The sequence below is a fragment of the Catenuloplanes atrovinosus genome (assembly GCF_031458235.1).
Classification (GTDB): Bacteria; Actinomycetota; Actinomycetes; order Mycobacteriales; family Micromonosporaceae; genus Catenuloplanes; species Catenuloplanes atrovinosus.
This window is the reverse complement of record NZ_JAVDYB010000001.1, coordinates 3,359,505-3,377,116: the sequence shown is the minus strand read 5'-3', so window position 1 is coordinate 3,377,116 and position 17,612 is coordinate 3,359,505. Positions and strand designations below refer to the sequence as shown.

Annotated in this window: 16 protein-coding genes; 12 read left to right on the top strand and 4 right to left on the bottom strand. The window is 74.4% G+C overall.

The window, feature by feature from the left end; translation table 11 throughout:
- Window positions 1–188 precede the first annotated feature (188 nt).
- Complete coding sequence (locus J2S41_RS15165) at window positions 189–965, top strand: alpha/beta fold hydrolase (protein ID WP_310368253.1); 777 nt, start codon at window positions 189–191, stop codon at window positions 963–965.
- Window positions 966–999: 34 nt separating this feature from the next.
- On the opposite strand, the gene J2S41_RS15160 is transcribed toward J2S41_RS15165, so the two are convergent.
- Window positions 1,000–2,025 carry a homoserine dehydrogenase gene (locus tag J2S41_RS15160; RefSeq protein ID WP_310368251.1) on the bottom strand — a complete coding sequence of 342 codons (1,026 nt, stop codon included), beginning with the start codon at window positions 2,023–2,025 and terminating at the stop codon, window positions 1,000–1,002.
- 125 nt (window positions 2,026–2,150) lie between these two features.
- Here J2S41_RS15160 and J2S41_RS15155 point away from each other — a divergent pair, with 125 nt between their 5' ends.
- From J2S41_RS15155 to J2S41_RS15120, 8 genes are all read left to right on the top strand, one after another.
- Entirely contained in the window at window positions 2,151–2,555 is a 405-nt protein-coding gene (locus J2S41_RS15155) for a chemotaxis protein CheW (RefSeq protein ID WP_310368249.1), read from the top strand.
- The gene (locus J2S41_RS15150; RefSeq protein ID WP_310368248.1) at window positions 2,545–3,927 is read left to right on the top strand and encodes a CheR family methyltransferase; all 1,383 of its coding nucleotides are present in this window, start codon (window positions 2,545–2,547) and stop codon (window positions 3,925–3,927) included. Before J2S41_RS15155 ends, J2S41_RS15150 begins: the two co-directional genes overlap by 11 nt.
- Window positions 3,924–4,574, top strand: coding sequence for a chemotaxis protein CheW (locus J2S41_RS15145; RefSeq protein WP_310368246.1), 651 nt, complete (start codon window positions 3,924–3,926; stop codon window positions 4,572–4,574). Before J2S41_RS15150 ends, J2S41_RS15145 begins: the two co-directional genes overlap by 4 nt.
- A 10-nt stretch (window positions 4,575–4,584) precedes the next feature.
- Window positions 4,585–6,057 (top strand): HAMP domain-containing methyl-accepting chemotaxis protein, encoded by a 1,473-nt coding sequence (locus J2S41_RS15140; RefSeq protein WP_310368244.1) that lies wholly within the window; start codon window positions 4,585–4,587, stop codon window positions 6,055–6,057.
- Window positions 6,054–8,270 (top strand): hybrid sensor histidine kinase/response regulator, encoded by a 2,217-nt coding sequence (locus J2S41_RS15135; RefSeq protein ID WP_310368243.1) that lies wholly within the window; start codon window positions 6,054–6,056, stop codon window positions 8,268–8,270. Before J2S41_RS15140 ends, J2S41_RS15135 begins: the two co-directional genes overlap by 4 nt.
- The gene (gene cheB / locus J2S41_RS15130) at window positions 8,267–9,292 is read left to right on the top strand and encodes a chemotaxis-specific protein-glutamate methyltransferase CheB (protein ID WP_310368242.1); all 1,026 of its coding nucleotides are present in this window, start codon (window positions 8,267–8,269) and stop codon (window positions 9,290–9,292) included. The genes J2S41_RS15135 and cheB overlap by 4 nt, the downstream gene beginning before the upstream one ends.
- The gene (locus J2S41_RS15125) at window positions 9,289–11,262 is read left to right on the top strand and encodes a response regulator (RefSeq protein ID WP_310368241.1); all 1,974 of its coding nucleotides are present in this window, start codon (window positions 9,289–9,291) and stop codon (window positions 11,260–11,262) included. The genes cheB and J2S41_RS15125 overlap by 4 nt, the downstream gene beginning before the upstream one ends.
- An 81-nt stretch (window positions 11,263–11,343) precedes the next feature.
- Window positions 11,344–12,225 carry a MerR family transcriptional regulator gene (locus J2S41_RS15120; protein ID WP_310368239.1) on the top strand — a complete coding sequence of 294 codons (882 nt, stop codon included), beginning with the start codon at window positions 11,344–11,346 and terminating at the stop codon, window positions 12,223–12,225.
- Window positions 12,226–12,231: 6 nt separating this feature from the next.
- On the opposite strand, the gene J2S41_RS15115 is transcribed toward J2S41_RS15120, so the two are convergent.
- Window positions 12,232–13,413, bottom strand: a complete 1,182-nt coding sequence (locus J2S41_RS15115; RefSeq protein ID WP_310368238.1) for an MFS transporter — start codon at window positions 13,411–13,413, stop codon at window positions 12,232–12,234.
- Window positions 13,414–13,448: 35 nt separating this feature from the next.
- Here J2S41_RS15115 and J2S41_RS15110 point away from each other — a divergent pair, with 35 nt between their 5' ends.
- A complete protein-coding gene (locus tag J2S41_RS15110; RefSeq protein WP_310368236.1) occupies window positions 13,449–14,423 on the top strand; it encodes an AraC-like ligand-binding domain-containing protein in 975 nt (324 codons plus the stop codon).
- A 5-nt stretch (window positions 14,424–14,428) separates the two neighbouring features.
- A complete protein-coding gene (locus tag J2S41_RS15105; RefSeq protein WP_310368234.1) occupies window positions 14,429–14,866 on the top strand; it encodes an SgcJ/EcaC family oxidoreductase in 438 nt (145 codons plus the stop codon).
- Here the strand turns inward: J2S41_RS15105 and J2S41_RS15100 are convergent.
- Entirely contained in the window at window positions 14,790–15,977 is a 1,188-nt protein-coding gene (locus tag J2S41_RS15100; RefSeq protein ID WP_310368232.1) for an acyltransferase family protein, read from the bottom strand. The two genes, J2S41_RS15105 and J2S41_RS15100, sit on opposite strands and share 77 nt — an antisense overlap.
- A gap of 164 nt (window positions 15,978–16,141) precedes the next feature.
- Here J2S41_RS15100 and J2S41_RS15095 point away from each other — a divergent pair, with 164 nt between their 5' ends.
- Window positions 16,142–16,738, top strand: coding sequence for a pyridoxamine 5'-phosphate oxidase family protein (locus J2S41_RS15095; protein WP_310368230.1), 597 nt, complete (start codon window positions 16,142–16,144; stop codon window positions 16,736–16,738).
- Here J2S41_RS15095 and J2S41_RS15090 read toward each other — a convergent pair.
- Window positions 16,719–17,585: a phosphotransferase enzyme family protein gene (locus J2S41_RS15090; RefSeq protein ID WP_310368227.1), complete on the bottom strand. Its 867-nt coding sequence runs from the start codon at window positions 17,583–17,585 to the stop codon at window positions 16,719–16,721. The two genes, J2S41_RS15095 and J2S41_RS15090, sit on opposite strands and share 20 nt — an antisense overlap.
- Window positions 17,586–17,612 lie beyond the last annotated feature (27 nt).

Sequence of the window (17,612 nt, the reverse complement as noted above, 5' to 3'; positions counted from 1 at the left end):
CGATTGGTAATCTAAGGGCGCGGCAACCGGTTGTCAATCGGGACTCCATTATCCCATGCCATCGATGCGTACCCGCCGGTGGTGGCGTGTTTCGGCAGCTCAGCGACGGGCTAACGTCTGCGGCCATGCAGACCGGGATTCGACTGTGGAGCGAGTCGCGCGGCGACGGCGCTCCGACACTTCTCATCATGGGCACGGCCACGCAGTCCATCGGCTGGCCGGAGCCGCTGGTGGACCGGCTGGTCGCGGGCGGGCGGCGGGTGATCCGCTACGACCACCGGGACACCGGGCTGTCCGAGTGCCGCGACTTCGCCACGCATCCCTACACGCTCGACGACCTCGCCCTCGACGCGCTCGCGGTGCTCGACGCGCACGGCGTCGAGGCGGCGCACCTGGCCGGCGCCTCGCTCGGCGGCGCGATCGGGCAGTGGCTGGCCGTGCACCGCCCCGAGCGGGTGCGGTCGCTGACCGCGATCATGACGTCGCCGATGGGGAACGACCCCGGCCCCACGTGGGCGCGCGCGTTCGCCGGGCAGCCGCCACTGCCGGGCGAACTGCCGCCGCCGGCCCCGGCCCTGCTGCGCCACCTGGCCACTGGCGGCGGATCGCCGCTCGACACCCAGCGGGCGCTGCACGGCGAGGAGCTGCCGTTCGACGAGGCGGCCGCCCGGTCCTTCGTGGAGCGCACGCTCGCCCGCGCCACCGACCCGGGCGCGGCCCGCAACCACGACCTGGCCGGCCGCCGGTGGACCGACGCGCGCCGGGCGCCGCTGGCCACCATCACCGCCCCCACGCTGGTCATCCACGGCAGCGCCGACCCGCTGTTCCCGCCCGCGCACGCCGAGGCGCTGGCCCCGCTGGTCCCCGGCGCGCGACTGACCATCGTGGACGGCATGGGTCACGGCCTCTTCGCCCCCGGCCTCCCCGAGCACGTCGCGGACCTGATCCTCACCAACCCGCTGTAGCGGGGCGGCGGTGAAGCGTGCGGTGCGGGACGGGTCAGGCGGCGCGGGCGAGGGTCAGGATGTCGCGGAGGACGGCCGCGGCGGACGGGATCGCGTCCGGCTCGTGGGTGGTGGCGGCGAGGCGGCCGGCGATGTCGGTGTGGACCACGATGCCCATCTCCTCCGGGTCCATCCGGGCGAGCGGGTGCGCGTCGGGCAGTTCGGCGGGGCCGACGGCGAGCCGCCACCCGTCCGCCTCCGGCACGGCGGTGGCGAGCGGGACGATGCGGTGGCCGTTCGCCCGGGCGCGGAGCAGCTCGTCGCGGGTGACGCCGGAGACGCCGCGGACGTCGACGTCGCCGAGCCGGGCGCGCGCGCCGAGCGTGGCGTTCGCGATCAGCACCAGCTTGCAGGCGGCGTCCCAGCCGTCGAGGTCCCAGGACGGGTCGGGCTCCGCGATGCCCAGCCGCTGGGCGCGCTCGACCGCGGTGGCCAGGTCGAGGCCGTCCTCGACGAGCCGGAGCACGTACGCGCTGGTGCCGTTCAGCGCGGCCTCGACCCGGAGGGCGCGCGCGGAGGTGAGCGTGGCGCGCAGCAGCGTCACGGTCGGCAGCGCCCCGCCGGTGCAGGCGCTGTAGGCGACGGCCGGGCCGGGGCCGGTCAACTCGTCCCAGGCGAGTACCAGCGGCGCCTTGGCGGCGAGCACCACGGGTATCCCGGCCGCGCGTGCCACCCGGACCGCGGCCAGCCCGGCGCCGCCGGTCTCCAGGTCGCCGGGGCCGGCCTCGACCAGCAGGTCGGCGCGGACGCCGGTGGCGAGCACGTCGCCGACCGTGGTGCCGGCCACGGTGACGCCGGGCAGGTCGACGGCCCGGCCGCCGGCGGCCTTGTGCGCCGCGAGCCGCGCCGGGTCGATGCCGCCGTCGTCGACGATCGCGCCGGACGAGTCGACCGCGGCCACCACGCGCAGGTCCACGCCGTGGTCCCGGTCCGCGATCAGGCGCAGCAGCGAGCCGCCGATCGCGCCGAGCCCGCTGACCACCAGCCGCACGGTGGCCGTCCCGCCGTCAAGATCGTTCATGCTGCGCACGATAGCGCCGCATGCGGCCACGAGGAAACCGGACGCGGAGCGGTAAACCGTACCCGTGCACGGCCTTTGCTTGGTTTTCAGTCTCATGGTGATAAAGCGGCATTTAGCCTGAATCCGTGTCCGAGCTGTCGCTGATCTTCCGCGTCGGCACGATGCTGTGCGCGTTGCCGCTCGGGGAGGTCGTGGAGCTCATGCGGCCGCTGCCGATCCAGCCGCTGGCCGGCAGCCCGCACTACGTGCGCGGCGTCAGCGTGGTGCGCGGCACGGCCGTACCGGTGCTGGACCTGGGGCGGCTGCTCGGCGACTTCGACACCGCGGCGGAACGGTTCATCAGCACCAAGGCCGGTGGCGTGCTGGCGATCGGCGCGGTGGTCGGCGTCCGGGACGTGCGCCCGGAGCCGGGACGGGAGACGCCGTCGATGGGCGGCGTGGTCGCGGCGGTCGGCGTGCTGGACGCGGAGCCGCTGATGTTCCTGGACCCGGACGGCGTGACCCGGACGGTGGCGGCGTATGCGGGCTGATCTGGACCGGCTGAGGAGCCTGCTGGCCGAGCGGCTCGGCATGACGTTCGACGCCAAGCGTGACGACCTGCTGGCCGAGGTGCTGCGAACGCGCGCGGAGCAGCACCGGATGAGCGAGCGCGACTACCTGGACCGGCTCACCGCCGACCCGGAGCGGGCGGAGCTGCGCGCGCTGGCCGAGGTCGTGACGATCAACGAGACGTACTTCTTCCGCAACATCGAGCAGTTCCACGCGCTGGCCGAGGTGGCTATCCCGGACCGGATGCGGGCCCGCGCGTCCGTCAAGGCGCTCCGGCTGCTCAGCGTCGGCTGCTCGTCCGGCGAGGAGCCGTACACGCTGGCCGCGGTCACGCTGGAACGGGTGCCGTCGGAGTGGCACGTCTCCATCGTCGGGCTCGACATCAACCGCGCGGTGCTGCGCCGCGCGGCCGCCGGCCGGTACGGAAGCTGGTCGCTGCGGGAGACGCCGGCCAGCATCCGGCAGCGCTGGTTCCACGCGCGCGACGGCGGCGTGGAGGTCGACCAGCGGCTGCGCGCCCGGGTGCAGTTCGTGGAGCACAACGTGGTCAACGACGACCCGGTGCTGTGGGCGCACCAGAGCTACGACGTGATCTTCTGCCGGAACATGCTGATGTACCTCACCGACGAGGTCCGGCGCGGCACGATCGCCCGGATCACCCGCGCGCTCGCGCCCGGCGGCTACCTCTTCCTCGGCCACACCGACTCGCTCGGCAGCCGCCCCGAGGGCCTGGAGGTCCGGCACACGCACGGCACGTTCTACTACCGCCGGACCGAGCAGGCCATGGCACCGGCGCCGGCCGTGCGCGAACCGCGGATCCCGCCCGCCACGCCGCCCACGGCCCCACCCCTGCGCGGGTACGAACGCGCGCTCTCCCTGCTCCGCGAGGAGCGGTTCCACGAGGCGCTGACCGCGGTCGAGTCGGTGCCCGCGCCGGAGTCGCGCCTGCCGCGCGTGCTGGTGCTCCGGGGCGCGCTGCTCGCGCACGCCGGCGACACCGGGCGGGCCGCGGCGCTGTGCGAGCGCCTGGTCGCGGAGGACGCGCTCAACGCGGACGCGCACTACGTGATCGGCGTCTGCCACGAGGGCGACGCGTCCCCGGCCGCCGCCGGCCGGCACCACCAGCTCGCCGCGTACCTGGACCCCGGCTTCGCCATGCCCCGCATGCGGCTCGGCATGCTGGCCAAGCAGGCCGGTGACCGGCAGACCGCGGCGCGAGAGCTGGACCGGGCCGTCACGCTGCTGCGCGGCGAGACGGACGATCGGATCCTGCTGTTCGGCGGCGGGTTCGGCCGGCAGTCACTGATCGCGCTCTGCCGCAGCGAGTTGCAGGCCGTGGGAGCGCGGTCATGACCTGGACCCCGCCGAGCGACACCTGGGGCACCTCGCTCACCGACGCGCCGGCCGCCGAGATGGCCGACCTCGCCGCCCGCAACCGCGCGATCGAGCGGGACGGCGCCTCCGTCACCGAGCGGGCCGGCGGGACCGCCCAGCGCGAGATGTGGGAACGGCTGGGCGAGCTGCGCGCCTCGTTCGACCGGTCGTTCGCCGACCCGCCGCGGGAGCAGGTCGCGCAGTTCCAGGATCTGCTCGCCATCGCGGTCGGCGGCCGCCGGTACGCGCTGCGCCTGGCCCAGTCCGCCGGCCTCTTCCCGAACCGCCGCGTCACGCCGCTGCCCGGCCCGATCTCCGCGCTGCTCGGCGTGGCCGGGTTCCGCGGCTCGATCGTGCCGGTCTACAGCCTCGCGGCCGTGCTCGGCCAGCCGCCGCAGCCGGACTCGCGGTGGCTGGTGCTGGCCGCCGGCGCGCCCCCGGTCGCGCTCGCGTTCGAGGCGCTCGACGGGCACCTGCGCATCCCGGCCGGCGATGTCATCGAGGAGCAGGTCGGGCACGGCCCGCGCGGCTGCCTGCGCGGCATCGTGCGGCGGCCGGAGGGCGCCCGGCCGATCGTCGACGTCGCCGCCGTCCGCGCCGCCATCCAAGCCCTGATGCAGAGTTGAGGAGGTTCCGGTGGGACGGGACTGGACGTTCGGTCAGAAACTCGGTGCCGGCTTCGCGGTCGCCATCGCGCTGACGCTGCTCACCGGCCTGGTGGGCATCGCCGCGCTGAAGACGGTCGTGGACGAGAAGGACCGGGTCATCACGCTCGGCATCAACGGCCTGGTGGAGGCGCAGGCGCTGCGCGCGTCCGCGGAGGCGAAGGCGAGCGCGTCCCGGGGCTACCTGCTGGTCGGCGACGAGACGTTCCTGACCGCGGCGAGCGACGCGCGGGCCGCGTTCACGGCGAGCATCGGCAAGCTGCGCGCGAGCGCGACCACGGACCGGGAGCGGACCACGCTGGACGCGGTGGTGGCCGCCGAGCAGGAGCACCAGACCGCGCTGGACGCGGTGATCGCGGCCCGGCAGGCGGGCGTGCCGATCACCGAGGTGACCGAGCGGTGGGAGGCCACGGTCCCGGACAAGCGGGAGGTGCTCGACCGCGACATCGCCTCGCTCAACAACCTGATGCGCGACGACGTGTCCGCCCGGCAGGACGAGGCGTCGGACCGCGCGAGCATCGCGATCTGGGTGGTCATCGTGATCGCGATCGGCGCCACGGTCTTCAGCACGGTGGCCGCGATCGTGCTCAACCGCGCGCTGAAGCGGCAGGTGGCCGGCGCGGTCGGCCACATCCAGAGCTCGTCGGCACAGTTGGAGGCCGCGGCCGCGCAGCAGGCGTCCGGCACCCGGGACCAGGCCACCGCGATGAACGAGATCACCACCACCATCGAGGAGCTGCTGATCACGTCGCGGCAGATCTCCGAGGGCGCGCAGCGGGTGGCGCAGATCGCGGAGGAGACCGCGACCGCGGCCGCGTCCGGCGACTCCACGATCGAGCAGGCCCAGTCGTCGATCACCGCGATCCGGCAGCAGGTCGACCTGATCGTGCAGCACATGCTGGAGCTGGGGCAGCGCTCGCAGCAGATCGGCGGCGTGGTCGACCTGGTGTCCGAGCTGGCCGAGCAGACGAACATCCTGGCGATCAACGCGACCATCGAGGCGTCCGGCGCGGGGGAGTGGGGACGGCGGTTCGCGGTCGTGGCGGACGAGATCCGCAAGCTGGCCGACCGTACCGCGGCATCGGCCAAGGAGATCCGGGCGCTGATCGACGACGTGCGCGGCGCGGTGAACACCACCGTGATGGCGACCGAGACCGGCGCGAAGGCGGTGGACGCCGGCACCCGGCAGTTCGGCGAGGTGACCGCGTCGTTCCAGCAGATCGTGTCGCTGGTCGGGAACACCACCGAGTCGGCGCGCGAGATCGAGCTGTCCACCAAACAGCAGACCACCGCGGTGGAACAGGTCAACGCCGCGGTGGCCGACACCGCGCGGGTGACCCGGGAGACGGAGACCAGCGCGTCGCAGACGCGGCAGACCGCGGCCCACCTGACCACGCTGTCGGGCTCGCTGCTCAAGATGGTGACGGCGGGTTCGGCGAAGTGACGGGCGGCAAGGACCCGCTGCGGTACTTCCGGGTCGAGGCCCGGGAGTTGGTCGACGCGCTCAGCCAGGGCGTGCTGGACCTGACGCAGCAGGGCGGCGCGGAGCCGGTGGCACGGCTGCTGCGGGCCGCGCACACGCTCAAGGGCGCGGCGCGCGTGGTCAGGCAGACCGAGATCGCGGACGACGCGCACGCGCTGGAGGAGATCCTCATCCCGTTCCGGGGCGGTGCGACGCCGGTCCCGCCGGCCGAGATCTCCCGGCTGCTCGCGCTCTCCGACGCGATGACCGCGCGGGTCCACGGGCTGGGCGGCGACGCGGCGGCGCCCGCACCGGCCCCGCCGCCGCGCACGTCGCCCGCGCGCACGTCGCCGCCACGCACGTCGCCGCCCCGGGCGGAGGCGCCGGAGCCGCGGGAGCCGCCGGCCGTCCCCCCGGAGGTCCCCGCCCTCGCCGAGGCGCCCGCGGCGGCGCAGCCGGTGCGCAGCGAGACGTCCGACGTGGACGAGCTGCTGGAGGCCGTGGACGAGGCGCACGCGCGGTTCGGGCCGATCCGCCGGCAGCTGGCCACCGTGCAGCGCGCGCACCGGGCCGCGGCCGCGCTCGCCGACCAGCTGCGGGTGGGCCGGACCGGCGCGGTCACCCACATCGACCCGGTCACCGGGCTCGGCCACGGCGGCGGCGAGCCGCGCTACACCGACCAGGCCGGCGCGATGGCGTCCCGGCTGACCGCGGAGCTGGGCGCGCTCGGCCGGCAGCTCACCGAGACCGTGGAACAGGTCGAACGCGAGCTGGACGACGTGCGCGGCCGGGCCGAGCGGCTGCGCCTGGTCCCGGTCGCCGCCGTGCTGACCACGCTGCACCGCGCCGTGCACGACGCCGCCACCGTCCACAACAGACGCGTGGTGTTCGAGGGCCACGGCGGTGAGCTGCGGCTCGATCCGCAGGTGCTGAGCCAGACCTCAGGAGCCCTGCAACACGTGGTACGCAACGCGGTCGCGCACGGCATCGAGCCGGAGCAGGAGCGGCTCGCGGCCGGTAAGCCCGCGGACGGGCACGTGACCGTCACCGTCACGCACCGCGGCAAGTTCGCGGCGTTCGAGTGCCGGGACGACGGGCGCGGCTTCGACCTGGCCGCGGTGCGGCGCACCGCGGAGGCGCAGGGGCTGCTGGCGCCGGACGAGCCCGCGGACGCGCGCACGCTGATGGGACTGCTGATGCGCGGCGGGATCAGCACGGCCGCGTCCGTCACCGGCGTGTCCGGCCGCGGCATCGGCCTGGACGCGGTCCGCGACGTGGCCGAGCAACTCGGCGGCGACGTCGGCATCGACACCACGCCCGGCGAGGGCACGCGCCTGGAACTGGTGGTGCCGCTGTCCCTGGTCTCGCTGCACGGGCTGACCGTGGAGGCGGGCGGATCGCTGGCCTCCGTGCCGCTGGACGCGGTGGAGACCTGCCTGCGGCTCACCGGCGAGGAGGTCGCGGCCGCGGCCGCCGCCGAGGTGATCACGCACGACGGGCGGGTGATCCCGTTCCTCCCGCTGGCCCGCGCGCTCGGCGGCACGCCACCGGCCGCGAAGACCGCGGCGGTCGCGGTGGTGGTCAAGGCCGGCGCGGACCTGGTGGCGATGTGCGTGGAGCGGCTGCTCGGCACGTCCGTGCTGATCGTGCGCCCGCTGCCGGAGCTGGCTCCGGCCGGGCCGGTGATCAGCGGGCTGTCCATGGACGCGGAGGGCAACCCGCGCCCGGTGCTGGACCCGCACGGCCTGGTCGCGGCGGGCGGCCGGGCCACCGCCCAGCACGCGGCCGAGCCGGTCGCGCTGCCGTCCGCCGCCGGTGCGCGGGGCCGGCCGATCCTGGTCGTCGACGACTCCCTCACCACCCGGATGCTGGAACAGTCCATCCTGGAGTCGGCCGGCTACCAGGTCGACCTGGCCGCGTCCGGCGAGGAGGGCCTGGAGCGGGCGAAGCACCGGTCGTACGCGCTGTTCCTGGTCGACGTGGACATGCCCGGCATCGACGGGTTCACGTTCGTCGAGCTGACCCGCGCCGACCCGGTGCTGCGCGAGACCCCGGCGATCCTGGTCACCTCCCGCTCCTCGCCGGAGGACCGGCGGCGCGGCTTCGACGTGGGCGCCAGCGCGTACGTGGTCAAGAGCGAGTTCGACCAGGAGGAACTGCTGGACTACATCAAGGGCCTGGTGGGCGCCGCGTGATCCGGGTGCTGGTGGTGGAGGACTCGGCGACCGTGCGCGCGGCGCTGCGCGAGGCGCTGACCCTCGACCCCGGCGTGCAGATCGTCGGCGAGGCGGTGAGCGGCACGGAAGCGGTGGAGAAGTGCCGCCGGCTGCGCCCCGACGTGATCACCATGGACGTGATGCTGCCCGGGATGAGCGGGCTGGAGGCCACCGAGCAGATCATGCAGAGTTGCCCGACGCCGATCCTGGTGGTGTCGTCCGCGGCCCGGCGGGAGGCGCTCGGCACCTACGACGTGCTGGCCGCGGGCGCGGTGGACGTGCTGGAGAAGCCGCGCGGGGACGATTCCGACCACACCTGGGGCGCGCGGCTGCGTACCGCCGTGAAGGTGGTCTCCCGGATCAGGGTGGTGACCCGGCGGCGGATGGCGGCGCCGGAGCCCACGCCCGTGACCGAGCCGGCGAACCGCGCCACGGGCACGCGGCTGGTGGTGATCGGCGCGTCCACCGGCGGGCCGGGTGCGATCACCCAGATCCTCAGCCGGCTGCCGGTCACCTTCCCGCTGCCGATCCTCTACGTGCAACACCTGTCCGCGAACGAGGCCTTCGCGACCGCGTTCACCGACTGGCTCGCCGGTCAGGTTCGCCGGCCGGTGTCGTACGCGGCCAGCGGCGTCCCGGTCTCGACCGGCGCCGGGCGGATCATCGTCGCGCCGCCCAACCGCCACCTGCTGGTCCGCGGCGGCACGCTGCACCTCAGCGACGCGCCGGAGCGCCACTCCTGCCGCCCGAGCGTCGACACGCTGTTCGAGAGCGTCGCGGAGGCGTACGGCCCGACCGCGGCCGGCGCGCTGCTCACCGGCATGGGCCGCGACGGCGCCGCCGGGCTGCTGGCCATGCGCCGGGCCGGCGCCCGCACGTACGCGCAGGACGAGGCGACCAGCGTGGTCTACGGCATGCCGCGCGAGGCCGTGCAACTCGGCGCCGCGGCCGAGTCGCTGCCGCCGGCCGAGATCGCGGAGCGACTGGCGGCGCTGGTATGACCGCTGCCCCCACCGTGCTGATCGTCGACGACAGCCTCACCGTACGGATGGACCTGCACGAGGTCTTCGAGGAGGCCGGCTTCCGCACCGTGCTGGCCGCGACCGGCGCGGAGGCGCGCGCGGCGTTCCACCGGGAGCGCTTCGACGTGATCCTCCTGGACGTGCTGCTGCCCGACGCGGACGGCGTCGACCTGCTGCGCGACGCCGGTGAGATCCCGCTCCAGGCCGGTGCCGTGCGCATCCTGCTCTCCAGCGAGGCCGAGGTGAAGGACCGGGTCCGCGGCCTCGCCACCGGCGCGGACGAGTACGTCGGCAAGCCCTACGACGGCCACCTCGTCGTCGCGCGCAGCCGGGAACTGCTGCGCAGCCGGGGATCGCCCTCCTCGCACGCGCGGACCGTGCTGGTCATCGACGACAGCGCCACGTTCCGCGCCGTGGTCACCGAGGCGCTGGAGGACGCCGGGTACGCCGTGCTGACCGCCGGCACCGGCGAGGAGGGCCTGCGCGTCGCCGCGGACCGCCGGCCCAGCGCGGTGATCGTCGACGGCATGCTCCCCGGCATCGACGGCGCCACCGTGATCCGCCGCATCCGCCTGGACGCGGCGCTGCGCAACCTGCCCTGCCTGCTGCTCACCGCCTCCGACGACTACGCCACCGAACTGCAGATCCTGGACGCGGGCGCGGACGCGTTCGTCCGCAAGCAGGACGACTTCGCGGTGCTGCTGGCCAAGCTCGCCGCCGTGCTCCGGCAGACCGCGGCCGCGCTGCCGATCGAGGCGCCGCGCGGCATGCACGGGCCGAAGAAGGTCCTCATGATCGGCGTCGACCCCGCCTACCTGGCCCAGGCACAGGCGGCGCTGCGCGAGGACGGCTACGAGGTGGTGCACGCGCGGCACGCGGACGACGCCATGGTCATGCTCGCCCACCAGCCGGCCGACTGCGTGGTGCTCGGGGCCGTGCCCGCGTTCGGCGCGACCGCGACGGAACAGGCCGTGGCCGAGGCGCGGCAGGCGTGCGAGCGGATCAAGGGCGTGCCCGGGCTGCGCGACATCCCGCTGATCATGGTGGGCCAGGAGGACGGGGAGGTGATGCTCAGCTCGCTGGCCTCCGGCGCGGACGACTACGTCCGTACCGTCGACGGTCCCGGCACGCTGCGCGCCCACGTCCGCGCCCACCTGCGCCGCAAGCACCTCCAGGACGAGTCCCGCCGGATCCGCGAGGAACTGCTCACCCGGGAGATCGTCGCGGCCGAGGAGCGCGCCGCCCGGGACGCCGCCGAGGCCCGCGCGCGCATGGTCGACGAACTGGAGTGGCGCAACCGCGAGCTGGAGGCGTTCAGCGGCAGCGTCTCCCACGACCTGCGCGCGCCGCTGCAGACCATCCTCGGCTTCACCGAGGAACTGCTCGACGACCCGGACACCTCCGACCGCGCCCGCCAGGACCTGACCCGCGTGCACGGCGCGGCCTGGCGGATGGCCGCGCTGGTCGAGTCGCTGCTGCTGCTCGCGCGCGCCAGCCGCGGCGACATCCGCCGCGACACCGTGGACGTCTCCACGGTCGCGGCCGAGGTGGTCGACGACTTCCGGCTCCGTTTCCCGGACCGTGCCGTGACCACCGTCATCGCCCCGGGCATGACCGCGTCCGGCGACGTGGAGCTGATCCGGGTGGTACTGGTCAACCTGTTCGGCAACGCCTGGAAGTTCACCAGCCGCACCCCGGACGCCCGCATCGAGATCGGCTGCGACGACGGCGTCTTCTACATCCGCGACAACGGCGCCGGCTTCCCCTCGGACAAGGCCGACCAGCTCTTCCGCCCGTTCGGCCGCCTGCACACCAATGACGACTTCCCCGGCACCGGCATCGGCCTCACCACGGTCTGGCGCATCATCGACCGCCACGGCGGCCACATCTGGGCGACCGGCAGCCCCGGCCAGGGCGCCTGCTTCAACTTCACGCTCCCGGCGGTGTAGTGCGTACGGGGTTGCACCTTCCGTAGCGGCATATGGTCAAGTGGACCTACGTCCCGATCGCCGGAGGGAAGGTCCCCGCTCATGTACGCGTCTTTCACGTCACCCCGCTATGTCAAGATCGGTGACGCGGCGGCCTTCGTCGGCAGCACGCCACGGGCGATCCGCCACTACCACGAGATCGGCCTGCTTCCGGAGCCCGAGCGGGGCGGTGACGGCCGCCGCCGCTACGGGTACGAGGACATGATCCGTCTGCTGTGGATCCGCAAGATGGCCGACGCCGGGATCGCCCTGGACGACATCCGCGACGCCTTCACCACCGGCACGGCCTCCGCCGGCACGGACGGCGAGGACGGCATCGCGGGCATCCTGGAGCGGTTGGAGGAGACACTCGCCGACCAGGAGGCGGAACTGCGGCGGCAACGGACCGCCGTGCAGCGGATGCGCACCGTAGGCAGCCGGATGGGCCTGCTCTCCGACTTCGTCACCCAGCGCCTCAGGAACCTGCCCGAAGGCTCCCTGCGCCAGGCGGACCTGGACGCCCTGCTGGTCACCGAGCGAATCCTCGGCCCGCTCGGCGCGGCCGTCCAGGCCGGCCGCTTCATCGTCCTGGCCACGCATCCCACGCTGCGGGAGGAGTCCGACCGCATCGATGCCGCCGAGGAGGCGCTGGACGACAGCGTCCCGGTCGATGATCCACGGGTGGCGCAGGTGGCCGCCGAGCGAAACGCCTTCGAGCGCACCCTGCACGCCGCCTTCGTGGAGTCCGGCCTGGACAAGGAGGAAGATGCCCTCTTCGACGCCTGGGACGTCCTGTACCCACCCACCGACGAGGCCTGCCCCGTCCCCGGCCGGCGGGGAATGAGCGTGCTCGAAGCCGCCGGCAAGATGCCCTACGACTTCTCCCCGGCCCGCCTGCGCTGCCTGGAACTGGTGCTGGAGCAGAGGATGTCCGACCTGGACTGACCTGCTCTAGCCGGCCGTGCCGGTGGACAGCCGGCCGGGGACGCGCGGGCGCGGCTCCGCGAGCACCAGCACGAGCGCCGCCAGCGCCACCGCGGCGCCGGCCAGGAACGCGACCCGCACGCCCGCGCCGGACAGCAGCACGCCGCCGAGCAGCGCGCCGCACGCGATGCCGACGTTGAACGCGCCCGAGTTCGCCGCGAAGCCGATCTCCGTGCGGCCCGGCGCGAACTGCAGCATGCGCGCCTGCGTGGCCATGAAGACCGGCGGGCCGGCCGCGCCCAGCAGCGCCAGCCCGCCGACCACCAGGAAACCCTCGCGCGGGTACGCGTAGAGCAGCGCCGACGCGACCGCCTGCCCGCCCAGCGCGGCGAGCAGCACGGCCCGCGGCCATCGGTCGAGCAGCTGCCCGGCCAGCGCGACCCCGGCCAGGCCGGCCGCGCCGTAGACGAACAGCAGCGCACCGACCAGCTCGCGCGCGAAGCCGGCCGCGCCGGTCAGGTACTCCGTCACGTACGTGTAACCGGTGAACAGGGCGGTCACGCTGAGCGTGGTGGTGGCCAGCGCGACCGCGAACCGCCGGCGGTCCGGCGTGGACCCGTACGCGGCGTGGCTGTCCTCCGGGCGGGAGGTCGGCAGCAGCGCCACGATCAGCACGGCCGCGGCCAGCGCCGCGATCCCGGCCACCGCGAACGGCACCCGCCAGCCGGTTCGCTGCCCGAGCCAGGTCCCGGCCGGCACGCCGAGCACGATGGCCAGCGTCGCGAACGTGGACAGCACGCCCATCACCCGGCCGCGCGCGGACGCGGGGAACAGCCCGGCCGCGGTCGTGGTCATCACGGCCCAGAACAGCGCCTGCGCCACCGCGATCGCGATCCGCGCGCCGAACAGCACCGGGTACGCGACCACGGTCACCGACACCAGGCTCGCCACGGCCACCGTGCCGAGCACGCCGGCCAGCACCCAGCGCCGGGGCCAGGCCCGGGTCCAGTGCGCGAGCGGCAGCGACACCACGGCCACGGCCACGCCGTACCCGGTCACCAGCAGCCCGACCGCGGGCAGCGACACCCCGAGATCCTCGGCCATCGGCTGCAACAGGCCGATCGGGAGACTCTCCGTGCAGTTGAAGATGAACGCGGACAGGGCGATCGCGACGAGCACGCCCGCCCGGCGCGCGAAGGAGATCGGCATCCGACGATCATCCCGGAATTCGTTAGGGTCGGAGCGTGACCCCGCTGACCGACGGTGACGCCTTCCTGGACGCGCTGGACGCGAACCGACTGCCGCCGCTGCGAGCCGGCCGGCACACCGGCGGTGACGGGTTCCGCGCCGCACTCGCCACCCGCGACCTGGGCCCGATGCGGCTGACCGAGCTGGTCACGCCGGAGGGGGAGTGTTTCCGGGACGCGCGGTCCGTCCGGGGCGAGGACGGCGGGATGTGGCAGATCGACGTGCTGACGCGCGGCCACGTACGGGTGGAGCAGGGTGGCGGCGACGCCGTACTGGGGCCGGCCGACCTGGTGCTGATCGATCCGGCGCGGCCCGTCCGGTTCGCCAGCACCGCCACCCGCAGCGTGACGCTGATGGTGCCGCGCCGGGCGCTGCGGCTCGCGCCCGGGGACGCGGCCCGGGTGGCCGGCGTGCGCATCCGCGGTGATCGCGGCCCGGGCGCGCTGGTGTCCGCGCTGGCCCGGGACATGACGCGGACGCTGGCCGGCGGGTTCCGCGCGGAGGACGAGGCGCGCTCGGCGGCCGCGGTGATCGAGCTGATCTCGGTGGCGTTGTCCGCCCAGCTCGGCGACGACCGCCCGGCACCGGACGACGACGTGCGCGCGCGGATCGCCGGTTACATCGAGGCACGGCTGGGCGACCGGGACCTCAGCCCCGCGAAGGTGGCGGCCGCCCACCACATGTCGGTGCGCCGCCTGCACCGGCTGTTCGAGGACGAGCCGCTGACCGTGGCCGCACTGATCCGCACGCGCCGCCTGGACCGCTGTCACGCGGAGTTGGCCGGCTCCGGCCGTACCGTGGCCGCCGTCGCCCTTCGCTGGGGGTTCGCCGACGCGGCGCACTTCAGCCGGCTGTTCAAGTCCACCTACGGCTACAACGCCGCGGCGCTGACGTCCAGCAACCGGGCACGGATGGTCAAGGCGCACGGCGCGGAGCGCGGTGAGGATGGTGACGCACACACAGAGAGGTGAATGTCATGGACCAATCCGTCGAGGCGATGAACGCCATCCCGGCCCGCATGTGCGAGGCCTGGGGCCGGGGCGACGCCGCCGGCTTCTACGCCGACTTCGCGGATGACGCCGAACTCGTCGAGTTCGAAGGCACGGTCATCAAGGGACGCGAGACCCTGATCGCGGCCCAGCAGCCCATCTTCGACACCGTGATGAAGGGCTCCCAGTTGGTACGCGGCGAGGTGCGCTTCGCCCGGATCATCGCGCCCGGCGCCGGCGTGGTGCACCACCGCGCCGGCATCCTGTTGCCCGGCGAGTCCGCACCGCTGCCCACCCGCTACGTGATGCAGCTGTTCGCCGTCGTCTGGCAGAACGAACGCTGGCAGGTCACGGCCCTCCAGAACGCGCGGGTGGTCTCGCTGGAGTCCGCCATGGCACTGGACTCCATGGCCGCCGCCGGATAGCCGCCGGCCGCCCTTTCGTCCCGGTCAGCGCACCTGGCCGGGACTCGGCCCGGCGGAACAGCGCCCAGCAGACGCCCAGCGCCGCCGCGAACAGCGGCAGCCACATCAGTCGGGCCGCCGCCCAGGCCGGCGTCTCCGGCGCGGTGTGCAGGCCGGGCAGCGGCCCGGCGGTCAGCAGTACGAGGCCGGTGACCGCGATCATCGCGGTCTGGTGCCAGAGGAACACGGTCATCGCGGACAGGTTAAGCAGCGCCACTGCGGCCCAGGCGCGCGCCGAGCGCCGCAGCAGACGGTCGAGCGGACCGTGCAGCAGCAGCGCCGCACCGCACTGGGCCAGGCCGAACGTGACCGCGGCCAGGGTGGGCGGGTTCAGATTGGACAGCTCGCCGGGCACGCCGACCATCGACGCCGGGTAGCCGGCCCAGCGCACCAGCGCCACCGTGGCGGCCGCACCGCCGACGAGCAGCACCCAGCCGTACCGCCGGGAGGGAAAGCGTGCGCCGAGCGTGAACGGGACCAGCCAGCCCGCCGCCAGGTTGATCCAGCCGAGCGCTGCGGGCCCGTCGAACCCGAACCGGATCACGTCCACCACCAGCACGGTCAGCAGCGGCCAGGCCGGGTGCAGGCGCACGGCCAGCGGCGTCAGCGCGGTCAGGCCCGCGAAGACCAGCAGGAACCACAGCGGCGACAGCACCAGCGTCAGCACGGTGCGCACGGTCGTCTCCCCGGCACCGGCCAGCACCAGCCCGACCGTGCCGGCCGCCCACACCGCCAGCAGCACCGGCACCGGCCGGAGCAGCCGGGCCAGCCGCCCGGCGAGCCACGCCCGGTACGGCACATCGCGCCCCCGGTGCCCGAGCGCCGCGACCCGGCCGCCGACCAGGAAGAACACGGCCAGCGTCTGCAGGAGCCAGGAGACCGCGACCAGCCCGCCGAGGTGCGCCAGCGGGCTCGCCAGGCCCACGCCGTCGCCGGTCACCACCATCGCGGTCACCAGCCAGTGCCCCAGCACCACCCCGAGGATCGCCACCGCCCGCAGCCCGTCCACCGCCCGGTCCCGCCCGGGCGGCGTCGCCGCCTCGATGCTTCGCACCAGCACGCCGTCCGCCATGCCGCGCACGCTAGGCCCGCCCTCACCCCACCCACGTCACCCCGCAGTGCTCATTCCGCCGTACCCCCACGGTGCTACCCGGTCGGCCGGTTGGCGGAATCCTTGCGGACGTCGGCGTCGCGGGTGCTGGTCCGGGGTGCGGGCGATGCGCGAGGCTGCGGGGCATGGGGAAGACGTACGAGGAGATCACGCCGCGGCTGTGGGAGTTCATCGAGGCGCAGCCGATGTTCTTCGCCGCGACCGCGCCGCTGGCCGGGGACGGCACCATCAACCTGTCGCCGAAGGGGTTACGCGGGTCGTGGGCCGTGATCGACCCGCACACGGTCGCCTACCTGGACTTCGCCGGGTCGAACGCGGAGACCGTCGCGCACCTGCGGGAGAACGGGCGGATCACGCTCATGTGGTGCGCGTTCGACGGGCCGCCGAACATCGTGCGGGTGCACGGCCGGGGTGAGCCGGTGTTCCGGGACGATCCCCGCTGGCCGGCGCTGCACGCGCGCTTCCCGGCCATCGACGACACCCGGCACGGCCTGCGGGCGATCATCCTGGTCCGCGCGACGCTGATCCGGGACACCTGCGGCTACGCGGTGCCGTTCATGACCTACGACGCCGACCGGGACCTGCACGCCCGCCGCTTCGCACGGGAGGACGACGAGTCGCTCAGCGCGTACTTCGCCGCGAAGGACCACGTCGCGACCAGCATCGACGGGCTGCCCGGCCTGCCGCTGCCGCTGCCGCCGATCACCGGCCGAACGCGCTGAACCAGGCTCCGGCGTCCGCGAGGCCGCGCTCGTTGTCCGCGCCGCCGGTCAGATCGTCGCCGGCGATCCGGCGGGCGAAGTAGTCGGCCTGCACCGCCCACCGGAACCGCAGCATGGTCCCCAGGGCCCGGTCGACCTCGGCCCGCGGCACGACGCGCTCCGCATGGTAGGACTCGATCAGGTCCCGGGCGTGCTCGGGGCCGCCCGCGTACATGACGGCCGACGCCAGGTCGTACAGCAGCGGGCCGGTCATGGCGACGCTCCAGTCGATCACGCCGCAGACGCCCCGGGCGCGGTCCACCCGGAACGCGTCCGGGTTCGGGTCGGTGTGCAGCAGCCCCCACGTCAACGTCTCCGGGCCGAGCCGGTCGTAGGCCTCGACGGCGGCGGACACGGCCGGCCGCACCCACGGGCGGAGGCCCAGGTGGTCGGCGCGCGGGTCGACCCAGTGGAACCGTTCGGCGTCGGGCATCGGCACGTCCCGCAGCGTCCGGTGCACCCGCCCGAGCGTCGTGCCGATCAGCCGCCGGTCGTCCGCCTCCTCGCCGTCGACCCAGGTGAGCAGCGCCAGCGGAATCCCGTCGACGTCGACGACCAGGTCCCCGTCGCGGGCCGGGACCGGCGCGCCGGCCGGTATCCCGGCGGCGTCGAGCGCGGTCGCGACCGTCAGCCCGCCGGCGAACGACCGCCGTGCGCCCGGTGCGACCGCCTTCGCCACCCAGCGCTCACCGCGATCGGCGACGAACCAGGTGGCGGAGTTGATACCGCCGTTGTGCACCTCGACCGTCGCCCCGGTCAGTCCCCACGCCTCCGCCAGACGGGTACGCAGCCGCACGTCGCCGATCATGACCGGCAGTAAACCACGACGTGACCG

What these genes read in the sequence shown, in the direction of transcription:
- J2S41_RS15165 (WP_310368253.1), top strand. Translation starts at nt 189, where the DNA reads ATGGGCACGGCCACGCAGTCCATCGGCTGGCCGGAGCCGCTGGTGGAC.
- J2S41_RS15160 (WP_310368251.1), bottom strand. Translation starts at nt 2,025, where the DNA reads ATGAACGATCTTGACGGCGGGACGGCCACCGTGCGGCTGGTGGTCAGC.
- J2S41_RS15150 (WP_310368248.1), top strand. Translation starts at nt 2,545, where the DNA reads ATGCGGGCTGATCTGGACCGGCTGAGGAGCCTGCTGGCCGAGCGGCTC.
- J2S41_RS15145 (WP_310368246.1), top strand. Translation starts at nt 3,924, where the DNA reads ATGACCTGGACCCCGCCGAGCGACACCTGGGGCACCTCGCTCACCGAC.
- J2S41_RS15125 (WP_310368241.1), top strand. Translation starts at nt 9,289, where the DNA reads ATGACCGCTGCCCCCACCGTGCTGATCGTCGACGACAGCCTCACCGTA.
- J2S41_RS15120 (WP_310368239.1), top strand. Translation starts at nt 11,344, where the DNA reads ATGTACGCGTCTTTCACGTCACCCCGCTATGTCAAGATCGGTGACGCG.
- J2S41_RS15115 (WP_310368238.1), bottom strand. Translation starts at nt 13,413, where the DNA reads ATGCCGATCTCCTTCGCGCGCCGGGCGGGCGTGCTCGTCGCGATCGCC.
- J2S41_RS15105 (WP_310368234.1), top strand. Translation starts at nt 14,429, where the DNA reads ATGGACCAATCCGTCGAGGCGATGAACGCCATCCCGGCCCGCATGTGC.
- J2S41_RS15100 (WP_310368232.1), bottom strand. Translation starts at nt 15,977, where the DNA reads ATGGCGGACGGCGTGCTGGTGCGAAGCATCGAGGCGGCGACGCCGCCC.
- J2S41_RS15095 (WP_310368230.1), top strand. Translation starts at nt 16,142, where the DNA reads ATGGGGAAGACGTACGAGGAGATCACGCCGCGGCTGTGGGAGTTCATC.
- J2S41_RS15090 (WP_310368227.1), bottom strand. Translation starts at nt 17,585, where the DNA reads ATGATCGGCGACGTGCGGCTGCGTACCCGTCTGGCGGAGGCGTGGGGA.